The organism is Bradyrhizobium sp. ORS 86, from assembly GCF_045571475.1.
In the GTDB taxonomy this organism is placed as follows: domain Bacteria; phylum Pseudomonadota; class Alphaproteobacteria; order Rhizobiales; family Xanthobacteraceae; genus Bradyrhizobium.
On sequence record NZ_CP120699.1, the window covers coordinates 939,069 to 954,194 of the forward strand.

13 protein-coding genes, 1 tRNA gene and 1 riboswitch are annotated in these 15,126 nt (G+C 64.2%); of the genes, 9 read left to right on the forward strand and 5 right to left on the reverse strand.

Translation table 11 applies throughout. The annotated features are described in order from the left end of the window. The first annotated feature begins 78 nt into the window (after nt 1-78). From pimA to P6U25_RS04260, 5 genes are all read left to right on the forward strand, one after another. Nucleotides 79-1,767 carry a dicarboxylate--CoA ligase PimA gene (pimA, locus tag P6U25_RS04240; protein ID WP_407150215.1) on the forward strand — a complete coding sequence of 563 codons (1,689 nt, stop codon included), beginning with the start codon at nt 79-81 and terminating at the stop codon, nt 1,765-1,767. 185 nt (nt 1,768-1,952) lie between these two features. Next, nucleotides 1,953-3,143 carry a pimeloyl-CoA dehydrogenase large subunit gene (gene pimC, locus P6U25_RS04245; protein ID WP_407150216.1) on the forward strand — a complete coding sequence of 397 codons (1,191 nt, stop codon included), beginning with the start codon at nt 1,953-1,955 and terminating at the stop codon, nt 3,141-3,143. 166 nt (nt 3,144-3,309) lie between these two features. Then, the gene (gene pimD, locus P6U25_RS04250) at nt 3,310-4,455 is read left to right on the forward strand and encodes a pimeloyl-CoA dehydrogenase small subunit (protein WP_407150218.1); all 1,146 of its coding nucleotides are present in this window, start codon (nt 3,310-3,312) and stop codon (nt 4,453-4,455) included. A 110-nt stretch (nt 4,456-4,565) separates the two neighbouring features. Beyond that, nucleotides 4,566-5,339 (forward strand): SDR family NAD(P)-dependent oxidoreductase, encoded by a 774-nt coding sequence (locus P6U25_RS04255; RefSeq protein ID WP_407150219.1) that lies wholly within the window; start codon nt 4,566-4,568, stop codon nt 5,337-5,339. Between the two features lie 46 nt (nt 5,340-5,385). After that, nucleotides 5,386-5,742 carry an iron chaperone gene (locus P6U25_RS04260; RefSeq protein WP_407150220.1) on the forward strand — a complete coding sequence of 119 codons (357 nt, stop codon included), beginning with the start codon at nt 5,386-5,388 and terminating at the stop codon, nt 5,740-5,742. Nucleotides 5,743-5,834: 92 nt separating this feature from the next. Here P6U25_RS04260 and P6U25_RS04265 read toward each other — a convergent pair whose 3' ends face one another. Continuing rightward, on the reverse strand, nt 5,835-7,028 hold the full coding sequence (locus P6U25_RS04265) for an O-succinylhomoserine sulfhydrylase (RefSeq protein ID WP_407150221.1): 1,194 nt from the start codon (nt 7,026-7,028) through the stop codon (nt 5,835-5,837). A 75-nt stretch (nt 7,029-7,103) separates the two neighbouring features. Beyond that, a riboswitch (SAM riboswitch) is annotated at nt 7,104-7,183 on the reverse strand. Between the two features lie 171 nt (nt 7,184-7,354). Between P6U25_RS04265 and P6U25_RS04270 the strand changes: the two genes are divergently transcribed. Further along, the gene (locus P6U25_RS04270; RefSeq protein WP_407152412.1) at nt 7,355-8,413 is read left to right on the forward strand and encodes a 2'-deoxycytidine 5'-triphosphate deaminase; all 1,059 of its coding nucleotides are present in this window, start codon (nt 7,355-7,357) and stop codon (nt 8,411-8,413) included. A gap of 169 nt (nt 8,414-8,582) precedes the next feature. Further along, a complete protein-coding gene (locus P6U25_RS04275; protein ID WP_407150222.1) occupies nt 8,583-10,025 on the forward strand; it encodes an MATE family efflux transporter in 1,443 nt (480 codons plus the stop codon). A 109-nt stretch (nt 10,026-10,134) separates the two neighbouring features. Here P6U25_RS04275 and P6U25_RS04280 read toward each other — a convergent pair whose 3' ends face one another. Genes P6U25_RS04280 through P6U25_RS04290 form a run of 3 tightly spaced genes read right to left on the reverse strand, consistent with a single transcriptional unit; the run spans nt 10,135 to nt 11,819 of the window. Further along, nucleotides 10,135-10,551, reverse strand: coding sequence for an SRPBCC family protein (locus P6U25_RS04280; protein WP_407150223.1), 417 nt, complete (start codon nt 10,549-10,551; stop codon nt 10,135-10,137). 14 nt (nt 10,552-10,565) lie between these two features. Then, nucleotides 10,566-10,925 (reverse strand): VOC family protein, encoded by a 360-nt coding sequence (locus P6U25_RS04285; RefSeq protein ID WP_407150224.1) that lies wholly within the window; start codon nt 10,923-10,925, stop codon nt 10,566-10,568. A 54-nt stretch (nt 10,926-10,979) separates the two neighbouring features. Further along, nucleotides 10,980-11,819 (reverse strand): helix-turn-helix domain-containing protein, encoded by an 840-nt coding sequence (locus P6U25_RS04290; protein WP_407150225.1) that lies wholly within the window; start codon nt 11,817-11,819, stop codon nt 10,980-10,982. 348 nt (nt 11,820-12,167) lie between these two features. Here P6U25_RS04290 and P6U25_RS04295 point away from each other — a divergent pair, with 348 nt between their 5' ends. Beyond that, entirely contained in the window at nt 12,168-13,649 is a 1,482-nt protein-coding gene (locus P6U25_RS04295) for a 4-amino-4-deoxy-L-arabinose transferase (protein ID WP_407150226.1), read from the forward strand. A 210-nt stretch (nt 13,650-13,859) separates the two neighbouring features. After that, a tRNA-Gly gene (locus tag P6U25_RS04300) sits at nt 13,860-13,933 on the forward strand. Between the two features lie 100 nt (nt 13,934-14,033). Here P6U25_RS04300 and P6U25_RS04305 read toward each other — a convergent pair. Next, complete coding sequence (locus tag P6U25_RS04305; protein ID WP_407150228.1) at nt 14,034-15,053, reverse strand: LLM class flavin-dependent oxidoreductase; 1,020 nt, start codon at nt 15,051-15,053, stop codon at nt 14,034-14,036. Nucleotides 15,054-15,126 lie beyond the last annotated feature (73 nt).

The following is a 15,126-nucleotide window of genomic DNA, read 5'->3' on the forward strand; positions in this document are numbered from 1 at the left end:
CGAGCTTCGCTCGTCTCGACCCCACAAGGGGGAGGGGAGCCTGAGCACAGTGCTCACCTCACGGTAATCAGTGTTTTCATGACCTATCCCGGCGAACAATATTATCCGAAGGGCGTGCACTGGAGCGACGAGATCGCGCGCGGCACGCTGCCGGACCTGCTCTCGAGTGCAGCCGCCGAATTCGGCGCGCGGCCTGTGATCGAATTCCGCGATCGACCGATCAGCTACAGTGAGCTGGAGGAACTGGTCGAAACCGCCGCCGGCGCTTTCCTGCGTGCGGGCTACGGCAAGGGCGCATCGGTCGCGCTGTTTCTCGGCAACACGCCGGATCATCCGATCAATTTCTTCGGCGCGCTGAAAGCAGGCACCCGCGTTGTGCACCTGTCGCCGCTCGATGGCGAGATCGCGCTGTCGCACAAGCTGTCCGACTCCGGCGCGCGGGTGCTCGTCACCAGCAATTTGTCGGCACTATTGCCGACTGCGCTGAAGTTCCTCGCCAAGGGCCTGCTCGACCGTCTGATCGTCTGCGAGGACGATCATTGGGGCAAGATCGGCACGCCGCAAACCGCGCTGCCCGACAACCCTGCCATCATCACCCACAGGCAGTTCACCGACGGCGCCACGAAGCCCGCGCAATGGCCCGCGGTCGACGTCGAGGACGTCGCGCTGCTGCAATATACCGGCGGCACCACCGGTCTGCCGAAGGGTGCGATGCTCAGCCACGGCAATCTCACGGCCGCGGTGTCGATCTACGATGTCTGGGGTAAGCCTGGCCGGCTCGAACGCAACGCGATCGAGCGCGTGATCTGCGTGCTGCCGCTGTTTCATATCTACGCGCTGACCGTCGTGCTGCTGTCGACCATCCGGCGCGGCCATCTGATCTCGCTGCACCAGCGCTTCGACGTCGAGGCCGTGATGCGCGACATCGAGGTCAAGCGCGCGACCGTCTTCCCCGGCGTTCCGACGATGTGGATTGCGATCGCAGCACTTCCCGATCTCGACAAGCGCGATCTGTCCTCGCTTGTGGTCGCCGGCTCCGGCGGCGCGCCGCTGCCGGTCGAGGTCGCCAAGGTCTTCGAGCGCCGCGTCGGCATGAAGCTGAAGAGCGGCTGGGGCATGACCGAGACCTGTTCGCCCGGCACCGGCCATCCGAAGGAAGGGCCGGAAAAGCCCGGCTCGATCGGGCTGATGCTGCCTGGCATCGAACTCGACGTTGTTTCGCTCGAGGACTCCACCAAGGTGATGCCGGTCGGCGAGGTCGGTGAGATCCGCATTCGCGGTCCGAACGTGACCAAGGGTTACTGGAATCGTCCGCAGGAGACTGCGGAGGCCTTCGTCGGCGACCGCTTCCTCACCGGCGACATCGGCTACATGGATGCCGACGGCTATTTCTATCTGGTCGACCGCAAGAAGGACATGATCATCTCCGGCGGCTTCAACGTCTATCCGCAGATGATCGAGCAGGCGATCTACACGCATCCCGCCGTGCAGGAGGTGATCGTGATCGGCATCCCTGACGATTACCGCGGCGAAGCGGCAAAGGCCTTCATCAAGCTGCGCGACGGCGAAAATCCGTTCTCGCTCGACGAGCTCCGCGCGTTCCTCACCGGCAAGGTCGGCAAGCACGAGCTGCCGGCCGCGCTGGAATTCGTCGCCGAATTGCCGCGCACGCCGGTCGGCAAGCTATCGCGCCACGAGCTGCGGCAGCAGCAGCCGAAGGCGTCTCAACTCCATCAGCAGCAGACTGCATCAGGATCCCGCTCATGATGGACGATATGGTGCAATGAATCCGTCGTCCCGGCGAAAGCCGGGACCCATACGCTGCGGCCGATGTAAGAGGCACAAGCGGCAGCCGGCTTTGCCAATCCCGACGGCCGGTGGTTATGGGTCCCTGCTTTCGCAGGGACGACATCGAGAGTGACGAGGAAGTTGAATTTCAAAAGGAGGATCCGATGGATCTCGCTTTTACCAAGGAAGAGATAGCGTTTCGAGAGGAAGTGCGGGAGTTCTTCAAGAACAACGTGCCGCCGGAAACACGGCGCAAGCTGCAGGAAGGCCGCCATCTGTCGAAGGACGAGATGGTCACCTGGTGGCGCATCCTGAACAAGAAAGGCTGGGGCGTCACGCACTGGCCGAAGGAATATGGCGGCACCGGCTGGACCTCGGTGCAGCATTACATTTTCAACGAGGAGCTGCAGTCTTACCCCGCGCCGCAGCCGCTCGCCTTCGGCGTCAGCATGGTCGGCCCGGTGATCTACACCTTCGGCAATGAGGAGCAGAAGAAGAAGTATCTGCCGCGTATCGCCAATGTCGACGACTGGTGGTGCCAGGGCTTCTCGGAGCCGGGCTCGGGCTCGGACCTCGCCTCGCTGAAGACCAAGGCCGAGCGCAAGGGCGACAAGTGGATCATCAACGGCCAGAAGACCTGGACCACGCTGGCCCAGCACGCCGACATGATCTTCTGCCTCTGCCGCACCGATCCCGCCGCGAAGAAGCAGATGGGCATCTCGTTCATCGTGTTCAGCATGAAGTCGAAGGGCGTCACGGTGCGTCCGATCCAGACCATCGACGGCGGCCACGAGGTCAACGAGGTGTTCTTCGATGATGTCGAGGTGCCCTACGAGAACCTGATCGGTGAGGAGAACAAGGGCTGGGACTACGCCAAGTTCCTGCTCGGTAATGAGCGCACCGGCATCGCCCGGGTCGGCGTGTCGAAGGAGCGGCTGCGCCGCATCCGCGCGCTGGCATCCAAGGTCGAGGCCGGCGGCCGTCCCGTCATCGAGGATCCGGCGTTCCGCGAGAAGCTCACCGCGTGCGAGATCGAGCTGAAGGCGCTCGAACTCACCCAGCTCCGCGTCGTCGCCGACGAAGGCAAGCACGGCAAGGGCAAGCCCAACCCGGCGTCTTCGGTGCTCAAAATCAAGGGCTCGGAAATCCAGCAGACCACCACCGAGCTGCTGATGGAGATCATTGGTCCGTTCGCCGCCCCCTATGACGAGCATGGCGACGCCGGCTCCAACGAGAGCATGGACTGGACCGCGCAGATCGCGCCGAGCTACTTCAACAACCGCAAGGTTTCGATCTACGGCGGCTCCAACGAGATCCAGCGCAACATCATCAGCAAGGCGGTGCTGGGGCTGTAGAGCGACACGTTAGCTGTCGTCCCCCGCGTAGGCGGGGGACCCAGTACGCCGCGGCAGTCGTGATTCCTAATGAGCGTCGCGGAGTACTGGATCCCCGCCTTCGCGGGGATGACGAGGGGAGATCTGGGCTGCAATAGCGCCCGCGTGATTTTGGAGAGATGGAAAAATGGATTTTGATCTGACCGAGGAGCAGCGGCTTCTCAAGGACAGTGTCGACGGCCTTCTTGCCGACGCCTACGACTTCGATGCGCGCAAGAAATACATGAAGGAGAAGGGTGGCTGGAGCAAAGCCATCTGGGGCCGGCTCGCCGAGCAGGGTCTGCTCGGCCTGCCCTTCGCGGAAGCCGATGGTGGTTTCGGAGCCGGCGCGGTCGAGACCATGATCGTAATGGAAGCGCTCGGCAAGGCGCTGGTGGTCGAGCCCTATCTCGCGACGGTCGTGATCGCCGGCGGCTTCCTGCGCCACGGCGGCTCGGCCGAGCAGAAGGCGAAGTACATTCCGGGCATCATCGACGGCAGCAAGACCTTCGGTTTCGCGCAGCTCGAGAAGAACTCGCGCTACGACCTCTATGACGTCGTTACGACGGCGAAGAAGAAGGGCGACGGCTGGGTGATCGACGGCGAGAAGTTCGTCGTGCTCAACGGCGAGAATGCCGACACGCTTGTTGTCACCGCGCGCACCAAGGGCGGTCAGCGCGACAAGGCCGGCATCGGTGTCTTCCTGGTGCCTGCCGACGCCAAGGGCGTCACGCGGAAGGGCTATCCGACGCAGGATGGCCTGCATGCAGCCGACATCACCTTCACCAATGTCGAGGTCGGTGCGGATGCTGTGATCGGCGATCCCGAGAACGCGTTGCCGCTGATCGAGCGCGTCGCAGACGAGGCCCGCACTGCTCTCTGTGCGGAAGCCGTCGGCGCGATGGATGAATCGCTGAAGACCACCGTCGAGTACATCAAGACGCGCAAGCAGTTCGGCGTCGCGATCGGCACGTTCCAGAGCCTACAGCACCGCGCCGCCGACATGTTCGTGGCGCTGGAGCAGGCTCGCAGCATGTCGATGTTCGCGACCATGGCGTCCGATTTCGACGATGCCAAGGAGCGTTCGTCTGCGGTCGCGGCCGCCAAGGTGCAGGTCGGCAAGTCCTTGAAGTTCGTCGGCCAGCAGTCGATCCAGCTCCACGGCGGCATCGGCATGACCATGGAGGCCAAGATCGGTCACTACTTCAAGCGGCTGACCATGATCGAGAACACACTCGGCGACACCGACTACCATCTCCGTCGAGTCAGCGAGGGTGGTGGGCTGCTGGCCTGAGCTGTCGTTGCCGGGCTTGACCCGGCAACCCATCGCTCTTCAACAAGATGGATGCGCGGGTCAAGCCCGCGCATGACGTGTCATTTGCAGTCGTCAGGGAGGCAACAACAATGAAGAACACTCCATTCGATCTCACCGGCCAGGTCGCCGTCGTCACCGGATCGAGCCGCGGCATCGGCCGTGCGTCGGCAGAGCTGCTGGCGCAGCTCGGCGCCAAGGTGGTGATCTCCTCGCGCAAGGCGGACGCCTGCAAGGAGGTCGCCGACGGCATCAACAAGGCCGGCGGCGATGCGATCGTCATCCCCTGCAACATCTCGCGCCGTGAGGAAGTCGAGGCGCTGATCTCCGGGACGATCAAGCACTACGGCAAGATCGACACCCTGGTCTGCAACGCCGCGGTGAATCCGTATTACGGCCCGCTGCTCGACATCAAGGACGAGGCCTTCGACAAGATCATGGGCTCCAACGTCAAGAGCAACATCTGGCTCTGTGCGTTGGCGGTCCCGCAGATGGCCGAACGCGGCAAGGGTTCGGTCGTGATCATCTCCTCGATCGGCGGCCTGCGCGGATCGACGGTGATCGGCGCCTACGGCATCTCCAAGGCGGCGGATTTCGCGCTGTGCCGCAGTCTCGCGGGCGAGTGGGGTCCGAAAGGCGTGCGCGTCAATTGCGTGGCACCGGGCCTGGTGAAGACCGATTTCGCCCGCGCGCTGTGGGAAGATCCGGACAACCTCAAGCGCCGCACCGCGTCCTCGCCGCTGCGCCGCATCGGCGAGCCGCACGAGATCGCCGGCGCAGTGGCCTATCTTGCCTCCGACGCCTCGACCTTCATGACGGGGCAGACCATCGTCGTCGACGGCGGCGTCACGACGGCTGCGACGTAAAGCCCCATTCGTTGTCTTTGGTTATGCTAACTGGCATACTGTCAGCATGGCAAAGACGGATAACCATGACGCCTATATAGCTGCCGCACCGGCACCGTTTCGCGCCATGTTGGCCCAACTGCGTGCACAGCTATCGCGGGCACTGCCAGACGCCAAAGAAGTGATGAAATACGATATGCCCGGATTTCAGATCGAAGACACGATCATCGCGGGCTATGCGGCCTTTAGCAAACAATGTGGCCTATATGTCGACCCGGGTGCGATTGCTGCGCATGCGGACGAGATTGCTATTTTGAAACTCAAGGCAACCAAGACCGGCGTTACGTTCTCGGTGAGTAACCCTATCACGGATGAACTGGTTGAGAAATTGGCAGTCAGTTCGCGCGGGAAAAAGGGGCTTTAGCAGCCCGGCCGCTACAAGATCAGTGTCGTCCCTGCTTTCGCATGCTTTCGCAGGGACGACGGTTCGCGAGAGGGAGGGTTGCTACGTCAGCCTCACACCTTCTCCAGCGCCTGCTCGAAATCCTCGATCAGGTCGTCGGCATGCTCCAGCCCGGCCGAGAAGCGGATGAAGCCCTCGCTGATGCCGAGCTCGGCACGGGCTTCCGGCACCAGGCGCTGATGCGTCGTGGTCGCCGGATGCGTGACCAGGCTCTTGGCATCGCCGAGATTGTTGGAGATGCGCGAGATCTTCAGCGCATTGAGACAGCGGAAGGCACCGGCCTTGCCGCCCTTCACCTCGAAGCCGACCAGCGTTGAGCCGGCTCCCATCTGCTTTTTCACCGTCTCGGCCTGCGGATGGTCGGCGCGGCCGGGATAGACCAGCCGCGTGATCTTCGGATGCCTCGCCAGCGCCTCGGCGATCTTCGCCGCGTTGTCGGTCTGCGCGCGCACGCGGATGCCGAGCGTCTCGAGCCCCTTCAGCAGCACCCAGGCGTTGAACGGCGACAGCGACGGGCCGGTCTGGCGCATGAAATTGTGAATATGCTCGGCGATGAAGGCTTCCGACGACAGGATGATGCCGCCGAGACAGCGGCCCTGGCCGTCGATGTGCTTGGTCGCGGAATAGACCACGACGTCGGCGCCGAGCGACAGCGGGCTCTGCCAGATCGGGGTCGCGAACACGTTGTCGACGATGAGGCGGGCGCCGCCGCTATGCGCAATCTTGGCGATTGCGGAGATATCCAGCACGTCGAGCGTCGGATTGGTCGGGCTCTCCAGGAAGAACGACTTGGTGTTCGGCCGCAACGCGCGCTGCCATTGGTCGAGATCGAGCCCGTCGACCAGTGTCGTCTCGATGCCGTAGCGTGGCAACAGGTCCTGCACCACGTAGAGGCACGAGCCGAACAGCGCCTTCGATGCAACCACGTGATCGCCGGCCTTGAGCGGCGCAAGGATCGCGGTGGTCACCGCGGCCATGCCGGTCGCGGTCGAGCGCGCAGCTTCCGCGCCCTCGAGCTCGATCATGCGACGCTCGAACATCGCGAGGGTCGGGTTGGAATAGCGCGAATAGATGAAGCCGGGGTCCTGGCCCTTGAAGCGTGCCTCGCACTGCTCGGCGGTGTCGTAGACGTAACCCTGGGTGAGAAACAGCCCCTCCGACGTCTCGCCGAATTGCGAGCGCAGCGTGCCGCCATGGACCAGGCGGGTTTCGGGGCGATAGCGGCGGGTAGCTTCAGATTCAGACATGTGACCTCCGACGTGGCCATTTCCTCAAGAAAATGGCCACAAAAAACCGGCCTGGAGCAATCTCCACAGGCCGGGATCACACTGTCCCCGGCCTGTTTAGCGACTTATTTTACGTGGCTGCAAGCCGGCCGGCTCAAATCACCACGGGATAACTGCTGCTGATATTCCCTCGTGCCCTTTCCGTCAAGGCGGTCATCGGATAACCCCTAAAAGCCCAGTTTTTGGGGCTTTGGATGGCCGTTCAGGATATGATCAGGCCATCCTAGGGGACCCGTACCGTGTCATTCGAGCTGGAAGACGAAGCCAATGGAATCCTGCCCGACCGCATGATCGCGGAGATGGCGGATGCCGGGCTCATTCTGCCCGCCTATGACTTTGTCGAGAGCCAGATCCAGCCGGCGAGCCTCGACCTGCGCCTTGGCGATATCGCCTACCGGGTCCGTGCCAGCTTCTTGCCCGGGCCTGACTCCACGGTCGCCGAGCGCATCGACGAGTTGAAGCTGCACGAGATCGACCTCTCCGATGGCGCAGTGCTGGAGACCAATTGCGTCTATATCGTTCCTCTGCTGGAGAGCCTCGCGCTGCCGCCGCAGATCGTCGCCGCGGCGAACCCCAAGAGCTCGACCGGCCGGCTCGACGTGTTCACCCGCGTGATTGCCGACGGCACCCGACGCTTCGACGTGATCGGCGCCGGCTATCACGGCCCGCTCTATGCCGAGATCAGCCCGAAGACGTTTCCCGTGTTGCTGCGCGAAGGCTCGCGGCTCAGCCAGATCCGCTTCCGGATCGGCGATGCCGTCCTCGATGCCGACGAGCTCGACGCGCTGCATGCCGCCGAGCGGCTGGTCGATATCGACGATGCGGATCTCACCCAGGGGGTTGCGCTCTCGGTTGATCTGTCCGGAGAGAGTTCGAACGGCTTCGTCGGCTACCGCGCCAAGCGCCACACCGGCGTGGTCGACATCGATCGCCGCGGCGGCTATCCGGTCGATGATTTCTGGGAGCCGATCAAGGCGCGCTCCGACCGCAGCCTGATCCTCGATCCCGGCGAATTCTATATCCTGGCGTCGAAGGAAGCCGTGCAGGTGCCGCCGGACTACGCGGCGGAAATGGTGCCGTTCGATCCTCTGGTCGGCGAATTCCGCGTCCACTATGCCGGCTTCTTCGATCCCGGTTTCGGCTATGCCGGCGCCGGCGGCAAGGGCGCACGCGCCGTGCTCGAAGTCCGCTCGCGCGAAGTGCCGTTCATTCTCGAGCACGGCCAGATCGTCGGCCGTCTCGTATACGAGCGCATGCTGGAGCGCCCTGACGCGCTGTACGGCCAGCGCATCGGCTCGAACTACCAGGCGCAGGGCCTGAAGCTCTCGAAACATTTTCGCGCGTAACGAAATTCCGCAAGCCGGATTTCACATCACGGCGTAAGCGAGAGGCTGGCGCAAAGGTTCACCCGCAATCGCGCAGGTCCCCCTTGCGTTCCGCGCACATGGAATCTGTGGTTGCCATGGTAGGCAAGCACCATGGCGCGGCGCCTTCAGAGATCGCGCGGGAGATGAAATGTCCGATCTCGGCCTCGCCGAAATACCCGTCGATGAAGACGAACGTCCGCTGCCGCCGCCGGTGACAAGGCCGGCGCGCAACGCGCTGCTCGATGGGCCGATCCTGCGCACGCTGCTGTGGCTCGCCTGGCCGAACGTGATCGCGCTGTCCGCCGGCACTTGCGTGGTGATCGCAGAGACCTCCTATATCGGCCGCCTCGGCGTCGAGTCGCTCGCGGCGATGGCGCTGGTGTTTCCTTGCGTGATCCTGACCATGACGATGTCGGGCGGCGCGATGGGCGGCGGCGTCGCCTCCTCGATCGCGCGGGCGCTCGGTGCCGGCGAGATCGAGCGCGCTTCGACGCTCGCGGCACACGCGCTGCTGATCGGCCTGACCTTCGGCGTCACGTTCATGCTTGGCATGCTGATCTTCGGCCCGCGTTTGCTCGAGCTGCTCGGCGGCCGCGGCAACGTGCTGGCGCAGGCGATTGCCTATTCGCAAGTGTTCTTCGGCGGTGCGATCCTGCCCTGGCTGATGAACACCATGGCCGGCATCCTGCGCGGCACCGGCAACATGAAACTGCCCTCCACAATGATCCTGTCGTCGGCGGTCTGGCAGATCATGCTGGGCGGCACGCTCGGGCTGGGCCTCGGCCCGGTGCCGCAATTCGGCATGCGCGGCGTCGCCGCAGGCGCGCTGATCGCCTATGCGATCAGCATCAGCGTGATGGGCTGGTACCTGTTCTCCGGCCGCGCCCGCGTCAGGCCGAAGCTCTGGGGGCTGCGTGTGCAACGGGTGATGTTCATCGACATCCTGAAGGTCGGCGCCGTCTCCTGCTTCTCGCCGCTGCAGTCGGTTCTCACCATCTCGATCTTCACCCATATGCTGGCGCAGTTCGGCACCGCGGTGCTTGCCGGCTACGGCATCGGCGCGCGGCTCGAATTCATGCTGACCTCGGTGGCCTTCGCCGTCGGCATCGCGTCGGTGCCGATGATCGGCATGGCCATAGGTGCCGAGCGCGTCGCGCGCGCCCGGCGCATCGCGTGGACCGCGGGCACGGTGTCGTTCCTCGCGGTCGGCGCGGTCGGCAGCTTCATCGCCGTCTTCCCCGACCTCTGGGTCAATCTCTTCACCGACGATCCGCACGTTCGGAGCACGAGCCATCACTATCTCTCGACCGCTGCCCCGATGTACGCCTTCATCGGCCTCGCGATGTCGATGTACTTCTCCTCGCAAGGAGCCGCCAAGGTGCTGGGCCCCGTGCTGGCGCAGACCGCGCGGCTGATCTTCATCGGCGCCGGCGGCTGGTGGCTGACGACGCACGAGGCAACCGCGCAGAATTTCTTCGCGCTCGCCGCGGCCTCGATGGGGGTGCTCGGCGTGCTCTCCTGCCTCAGCGTGATCTTGACGCGCTGGGGCAAGACGGCGCCAGTCGCCAAGGTGCAGCCGGCGCTGTCGTAAGATCTTCTCAACCTGTCGCCCTTGGAGACGGCCGCGGAGTTTATCATCGGGCCGCGCTTCGCGCGGACCGCGTTGGCGGCCCCCTCACAGGGCGACGGTGATGGATGTCTCAGGCCATATTCCTCGCCTTCGCCGATTGCTTCAGCGCGGTCTGCATCGCCGCTGCGCCGCGGTCCATCTGCGCGTCCATGTAGGGCGCGATCTCGTGTGGCAGCACGTCGGCGATCCACACCACCCGGCACCGGCCGTCGGCCTCCGCGAACACCTGCACGGAGGCCGAATGCTGCTTCAGCCGTTCGCTGGTGATCGCATAGACCAGCCGCCGTCGGTTGTCGTCGCAGTCGACCAGCGTCTCGCGCGCCACCGTGCCGTTGGCGAAGCTGACGATGCGCACGTCGCCGTCGAGCTTGGTGTCGGTGACGAAGCCCGGCACCAGCCGGGTGTGCAGCGCGCCGAAATCACGCAGCGCATCCCAGACGTGGTCGGCCGGCGCGTCGATCGGGATATCCTTGTGAATGGATGCCATGTGAATTCTCCTCGTCAGGTGCACACCGCCTCGACATTGTTGCCGTCGGGGTCGATCAGAAACGCGGCATAGTAGGTCGGGCTGTAGTCCTTGCGGTGTCCTGCTGCGCCGTTGTCCTTGCCGCCAGCCTTCACGCCTTCGGTGTGGAATGTCTTGATCGCCGCGTGGCTCGGGGCGCGGAAGGCGACATGGGCGCCGCCTGGAGCCTTGCCCTTGTGCAAATGCAGCCAGAGCGCCGGCTGACCCTTCGGGCCAAAGCCGGCGCCGCTGTCGTCGCGGGAGCAGAGCACGAAGCCGAGCGGCGCCAGCGCCGCGGTGTAAAAGCGCACGCTGGCGTCGAGATCGGCAACGCGCAATCCGATATGGTCGTACATGATGCTCTCCAGAAATGGGCGCGTCGGCGACGCGCGGGCCTGGAGAAACCCTAGCTATTGCAGTGCAAGGCGTTCTTGGAAAATCTTGCGGTCGCCCCGCGAGGCCTGGCGGAACTTGAGGGGCGAGGTTCCGGCGGCGCGGTGGAAACTGCGCACGAAATTGGAGAGATCGCCGAAGCCGACGTCATAGGCGATGTCGGTGATCGGACTGTCGTCGTCGGCCAGCCGGCGCGCCGCATGGCGCAGCCGCGAGCGCACGAGATATTGATGCGGCGTGACGCCGAGCACGGCGGAGAATAGCCGCAGGAAATGGAACGTGCTGAGGCCGGCCTGCTTCGCCGCGTCGTCCAGATCGATCGCGCGATGCGAATTGGCGTCGATCCACAGCGCCGCCTCCACGGCGCGGCGGCGGTCTCGCTGGCCGGCGGTGAGAGGCTTTGCCTTGCGGTCGGACGCCACCTCGACGAAGCGGCTGGCAAGCAGATGTCCGATCTCGTCGAGTCCAACGTCGCTGTTGCCATCTGCCGCCGTTTGCGCCAGCTCGCCGAGCACCATCAATTCCGGCAGCGGCGGCACCGAGCCGACCTGCCAGGCCGCGGCACGATCGCCCATCGCCTCCACCAGCTCCGGGTCGAGGAAGAACGAGAGGCACTCGTCGCCGACGACATGGTCGTGGGTGCAGGTGTATTCGTCGCCGGGATGGCCGATCAGGAACGATCCTGCCACGAGCTCGTGGAAGCGGCCGCGGCAATGACAGCCGAAACTGCCCTTGAGCACATAGGACACTGAATGGCAGGCGAATTGCTCCGCGAACGGCTTGTCGCCGGGCTCCGCCGTGCACTCAAACTTGTTCACGGTAATGCGATCGCGCTGCAACAGCGTGGTGCGGTTCATACGCAGAATTTAAGGATGCGGACGCGGCGACGCAACGGGGAGCGGGACGTCGAACAGGGGCCTGCTCGCGGTCGGGTGCCCGCCTTCGATCGAGAGCAGCCGCCGTTGGAGACACTGCAGCCATTTGGTGAGATGCGGTCGACATAGTGACGCATCTGGAATCTTCACATTCGGTTAAGAATACGACGGATGGTGTGGCGGATGTCGAGCGCCTGCGTCCGCTCACCCATCTTAAAGGCTTGAGCGATATCTATCTCGCTCGAATTTGCAGCTCCGCGATATTGCGGGCCTTCGGATGGGTTCGGCGGACGAATGACGAGACCAGGCGCCGATCCATCGCCGGATGATATGGCCAAAGCATCGACCGGGCGCTTCCATGATCTGGCAGCGTTGGTGCTGCTCGCCCTGGCGCTGCGCCTGCCGCTGGCGTTCTGGCCCAACACCATCCATGCCGACGAGATCTTCCAATATCTCGAGCCGGCCTGGCGGCTGCTGGGCCATGACGGCATCGTCACGTGGGAGTGGCGTTACGGCATTCGCGGCTGGTTCCTGCCGACCTTGCTGGCCGGCCCTGTCGCGCTGGGTGACCTTGTCGTGCCTGGTGGCGCGGGGGCGTTCGTCGTGCCTCGCCTGGTTGCCGCGCTCGCATCGGTGTCGATCGTGGTCAGCGCGTGGTTCTTCGGCGCGCGGATCTCGCGAACTCACGCCATCGTCGCGGCCTTCGTTGCCGCCATCTGGTTCGAGCTCATCCTGTTCGCGCCGCATACGTTGAGCGAGCCCTTGGCGACGGCGCTCATCGTGCCGGCGGCGCTGCTGTTGACCGACGGGCCGTCGCAGCGACGCCTCGTCATCGGCGGAGCCTTGCTGACCCTCGCCTTTGTCTGCCGCTTTCAATATGCGCCGGCCATCGCAGTCCTTGCCATCGGGGCGTGTTGGCGGTGCTGGCGAAACGCGATTCCGATGGCCGGCGGGGGGCTCGTCGTGCTCCTGTTCGCGGCAGTGGTCGACGTCGCACACGGCGTTATCCCGTTCGGCTGGCTCGTGGCCAATATCGAACAGAACCTGCTGCACGATCGCGCGGCCGGGTTCGGCGTGACCTCCTGGGTGACCTATCTCGTCAGTTTCTGGGTGGTGTGGTCCGTGGCGATCGTACCGCTGGCCTGGGCGATCTGGCAGGGCTTTCGGCACGCGCCGCTCCTGCTCGGAGTGGCGCTCGTGAACGTCGGCTTCCACAGCCTGATTGGGCACAAGGAATACCGCTTCATATTCCTGTCGGCGGTCCTGCTCATCATTGTGGCGGCGCTGGGATCGGCCGATTGGATCCGGTCGTTGCGTGCGAGAGGCGCATGGCGGCCTTGGGCGTTGCCGATGATCGCAGGCGCGTGGGCACTGGTCTCCGTGCTCCTTGTTGGGGCGAGCCAACAGATGCGTGACGACTGGATGATGCGCGGCGTCGGTGCCGCGCGTCTTGCGGCGGAGCTGCGCGGTGACCCCGAATTCTGCGGACTCGCGCTCTACAATCTTCCGTTCTACTTCTTGCCGGGCCGGGAACGACTATCGGGCCCGTCGCCGCTCTATTTGCTTCAGCCTCGCGATTCGCTTGTAAACGGGGACCTCCGGGCGGCGGTCCAGGCGACCGTGCCTGCGTTCAATCGCATCCTCGCGCGCCCGGACTCGGCAGATGACCTCCCGGCAGGATTTTCACGACGCAGTTGCGCCAAGGTCGGTAACGGCGAGGCGTGTATCTTTGCGCGCCGCGGGGCCTGCGACGCCATACCCGCCGCAGCGCCATTTACAATCAACGATGTACTGGTGCGGCTCGACGACTAAAGCAGCTTCGGTTCTGATTGAATCAGAAGCCGAAACTCCAGATTGTTGTTTTGACGCGTTTTCCTTACGTGACCGGTGTCCACTTCGCTCGAAAACTCCGGTCAGGGAGATCCGTGAACCAACGCGAATGCACGCTTGATCCTTTGCCTCGGCCCGGGCTATGGTCCGGCGGGTCTCGCAAGGCGAGACCAACTTTAAGCGATTGAGATCGCGGGCGTAGTTCAATGGTAGAACGGCAGCTTCCCAAGCTGCATACGAGGGTTCGATTCCCTTCGCCCGCTCCAACGCGCGTTTTCATGCACCGAGGTCCGCGCGCCGACATTCTGTCGCATCAGGGCGTGCTCACTCGGTTACCGGGAGCCGACTGTCGGACGCGTGAACCCATCAGCGCCACCCGAGGGCGGGTGCGATCCGGGTCAGGATGGTTTCGATCACATGTGCGTTGTAGGCGACGCCGAGCTGGTTGGGGACTGTCAGCAGCAGGGTGTCGGCTTCCGCGATGGCCTCGTCGGCTTTGAGCTGCTCGATGAGCTTGTCCGGCTCGGCGGCGTAGCTGCGGCCGAAGATCGCCCGCGTCCGCTGGTCGATGAAACCGATCTGGTCTTCCGCCTGGTCGTTTCCGAAATAGGCGCGATCGCGATCGTCGACCAGCGCGAAGATGCTGCGGCTGACGGAGACCCGGGGCTCGCGTGTATGACCGGCCTCCTTCCAGGCCGCGCGATAAGCGCGGATCTGGGCTGCCTGCTGGATGTGGAAGGGCTCGCCCGTTTCGTCGTTCTTGAGGGTGGAGCTCTGCAGGTTCATGCCGAGCTTCGCCGCCCACACCGCCGTGGCGTTTGAGCCGGCACCCCACCAGATCCGCTCGCGCAGGCCGTCCGCATGAGGTTCGAGCCGCAGCAGACCGGGCGGATTGGGAAACATCGGCCGCGGATTCGGCTGCGCGAATCCCTGTCCGCGCAGCAGGTCGAGGAAGATCCCGGCGTGACGTCGCCCCATGTCGGCTTCGCTCTCGCCCTCGGGCGGCTGGTAGCCGAAGTAGCGCCAGCCATCGATCACCTGTTCGGGTGAGCCACGGCTGATGCCGAGTTGAAGCCGGCCGCCCGCGATCAGGTCCGCTGCTCCGGCGTCCTCGATCATGTACAGCGGGTTCTCATAACGCATGTCGATCACGGCGGTGCCGATCTCGATGCGGCTGGTTTTCGCTCCGACCGCCGCCAGGAGGGGGAACGGCGAGGCAAGCTGGCGGGCGAAGTGATGGACGCGGAAATACGCGCCGTCCGCACCCAATTCCTCGGCGGCGACAGCAAGGTCAATGGATTGCAGGAGTGTATCCGCGGCGGAACGCGTCTGCGATTGTGGCGAGGGCGTCCAGTGCCCGAACGAGAGGAATCCGATCTTCTTCATCCGCCCAATGTAGTGATGTCCGGGATGATTTGCGATCGTCGATGTGCCTCCATCAGGAAACGCAGCGTTTACC

What these genes read in the sequence shown, in the direction of transcription:
- pimA (WP_407150215.1), top strand. Translation starts at nt 79, where the DNA reads ATGACCTATCCCGGCGAACAATATTATCCGAAGGGCGTGCACTGGAGC.
- pimC (WP_407150216.1), top strand. Translation starts at nt 1,953, where the DNA reads ATGGATCTCGCTTTTACCAAGGAAGAGATAGCGTTTCGAGAGGAAGTG.
- pimD (WP_407150218.1), top strand. Translation starts at nt 3,310, where the DNA reads ATGGATTTTGATCTGACCGAGGAGCAGCGGCTTCTCAAGGACAGTGTC.
- P6U25_RS04255 (WP_407150219.1), top strand. Translation starts at nt 4,566, where the DNA reads ATGAAGAACACTCCATTCGATCTCACCGGCCAGGTCGCCGTCGTCACC.
- P6U25_RS04260 (WP_407150220.1), top strand. Translation starts at nt 5,386, where the DNA reads ATGGCAAAGACGGATAACCATGACGCCTATATAGCTGCCGCACCGGCA.
- P6U25_RS04265 (WP_407150221.1), bottom strand. Translation starts at nt 7,028, where the DNA reads ATGTCTGAATCTGAAGCTACCCGCCGCTATCGCCCCGAAACCCGCCTG.
- P6U25_RS04270 (WP_407152412.1), top strand. Translation starts at nt 7,355, where the DNA reads ATGATCGCGGAGATGGCGGATGCCGGGCTCATTCTGCCCGCCTATGAC.
- P6U25_RS04275 (WP_407150222.1), top strand. Translation starts at nt 8,583, where the DNA reads ATGTCCGATCTCGGCCTCGCCGAAATACCCGTCGATGAAGACGAACGT.
- P6U25_RS04280 (WP_407150223.1), bottom strand. Translation starts at nt 10,551, where the DNA reads ATGGCATCCATTCACAAGGATATCCCGATCGACGCGCCGGCCGACCAC.
- P6U25_RS04285 (WP_407150224.1), bottom strand. Translation starts at nt 10,925, where the DNA reads ATGTACGACCATATCGGATTGCGCGTTGCCGATCTCGACGCCAGCGTG.
- P6U25_RS04290 (WP_407150225.1), bottom strand. Translation starts at nt 11,819, where the DNA reads ATGAACCGCACCACGCTGTTGCAGCGCGATCGCATTACCGTGAACAAG.
- P6U25_RS04295 (WP_407150226.1), top strand. Translation starts at nt 12,168, where the DNA reads ATGGCCAAAGCATCGACCGGGCGCTTCCATGATCTGGCAGCGTTGGTG.
- P6U25_RS04305 (WP_407150228.1), bottom strand. Translation starts at nt 15,053, where the DNA reads ATGAAGAAGATCGGATTCCTCTCGTTCGGGCACTGGACGCCCTCGCCA.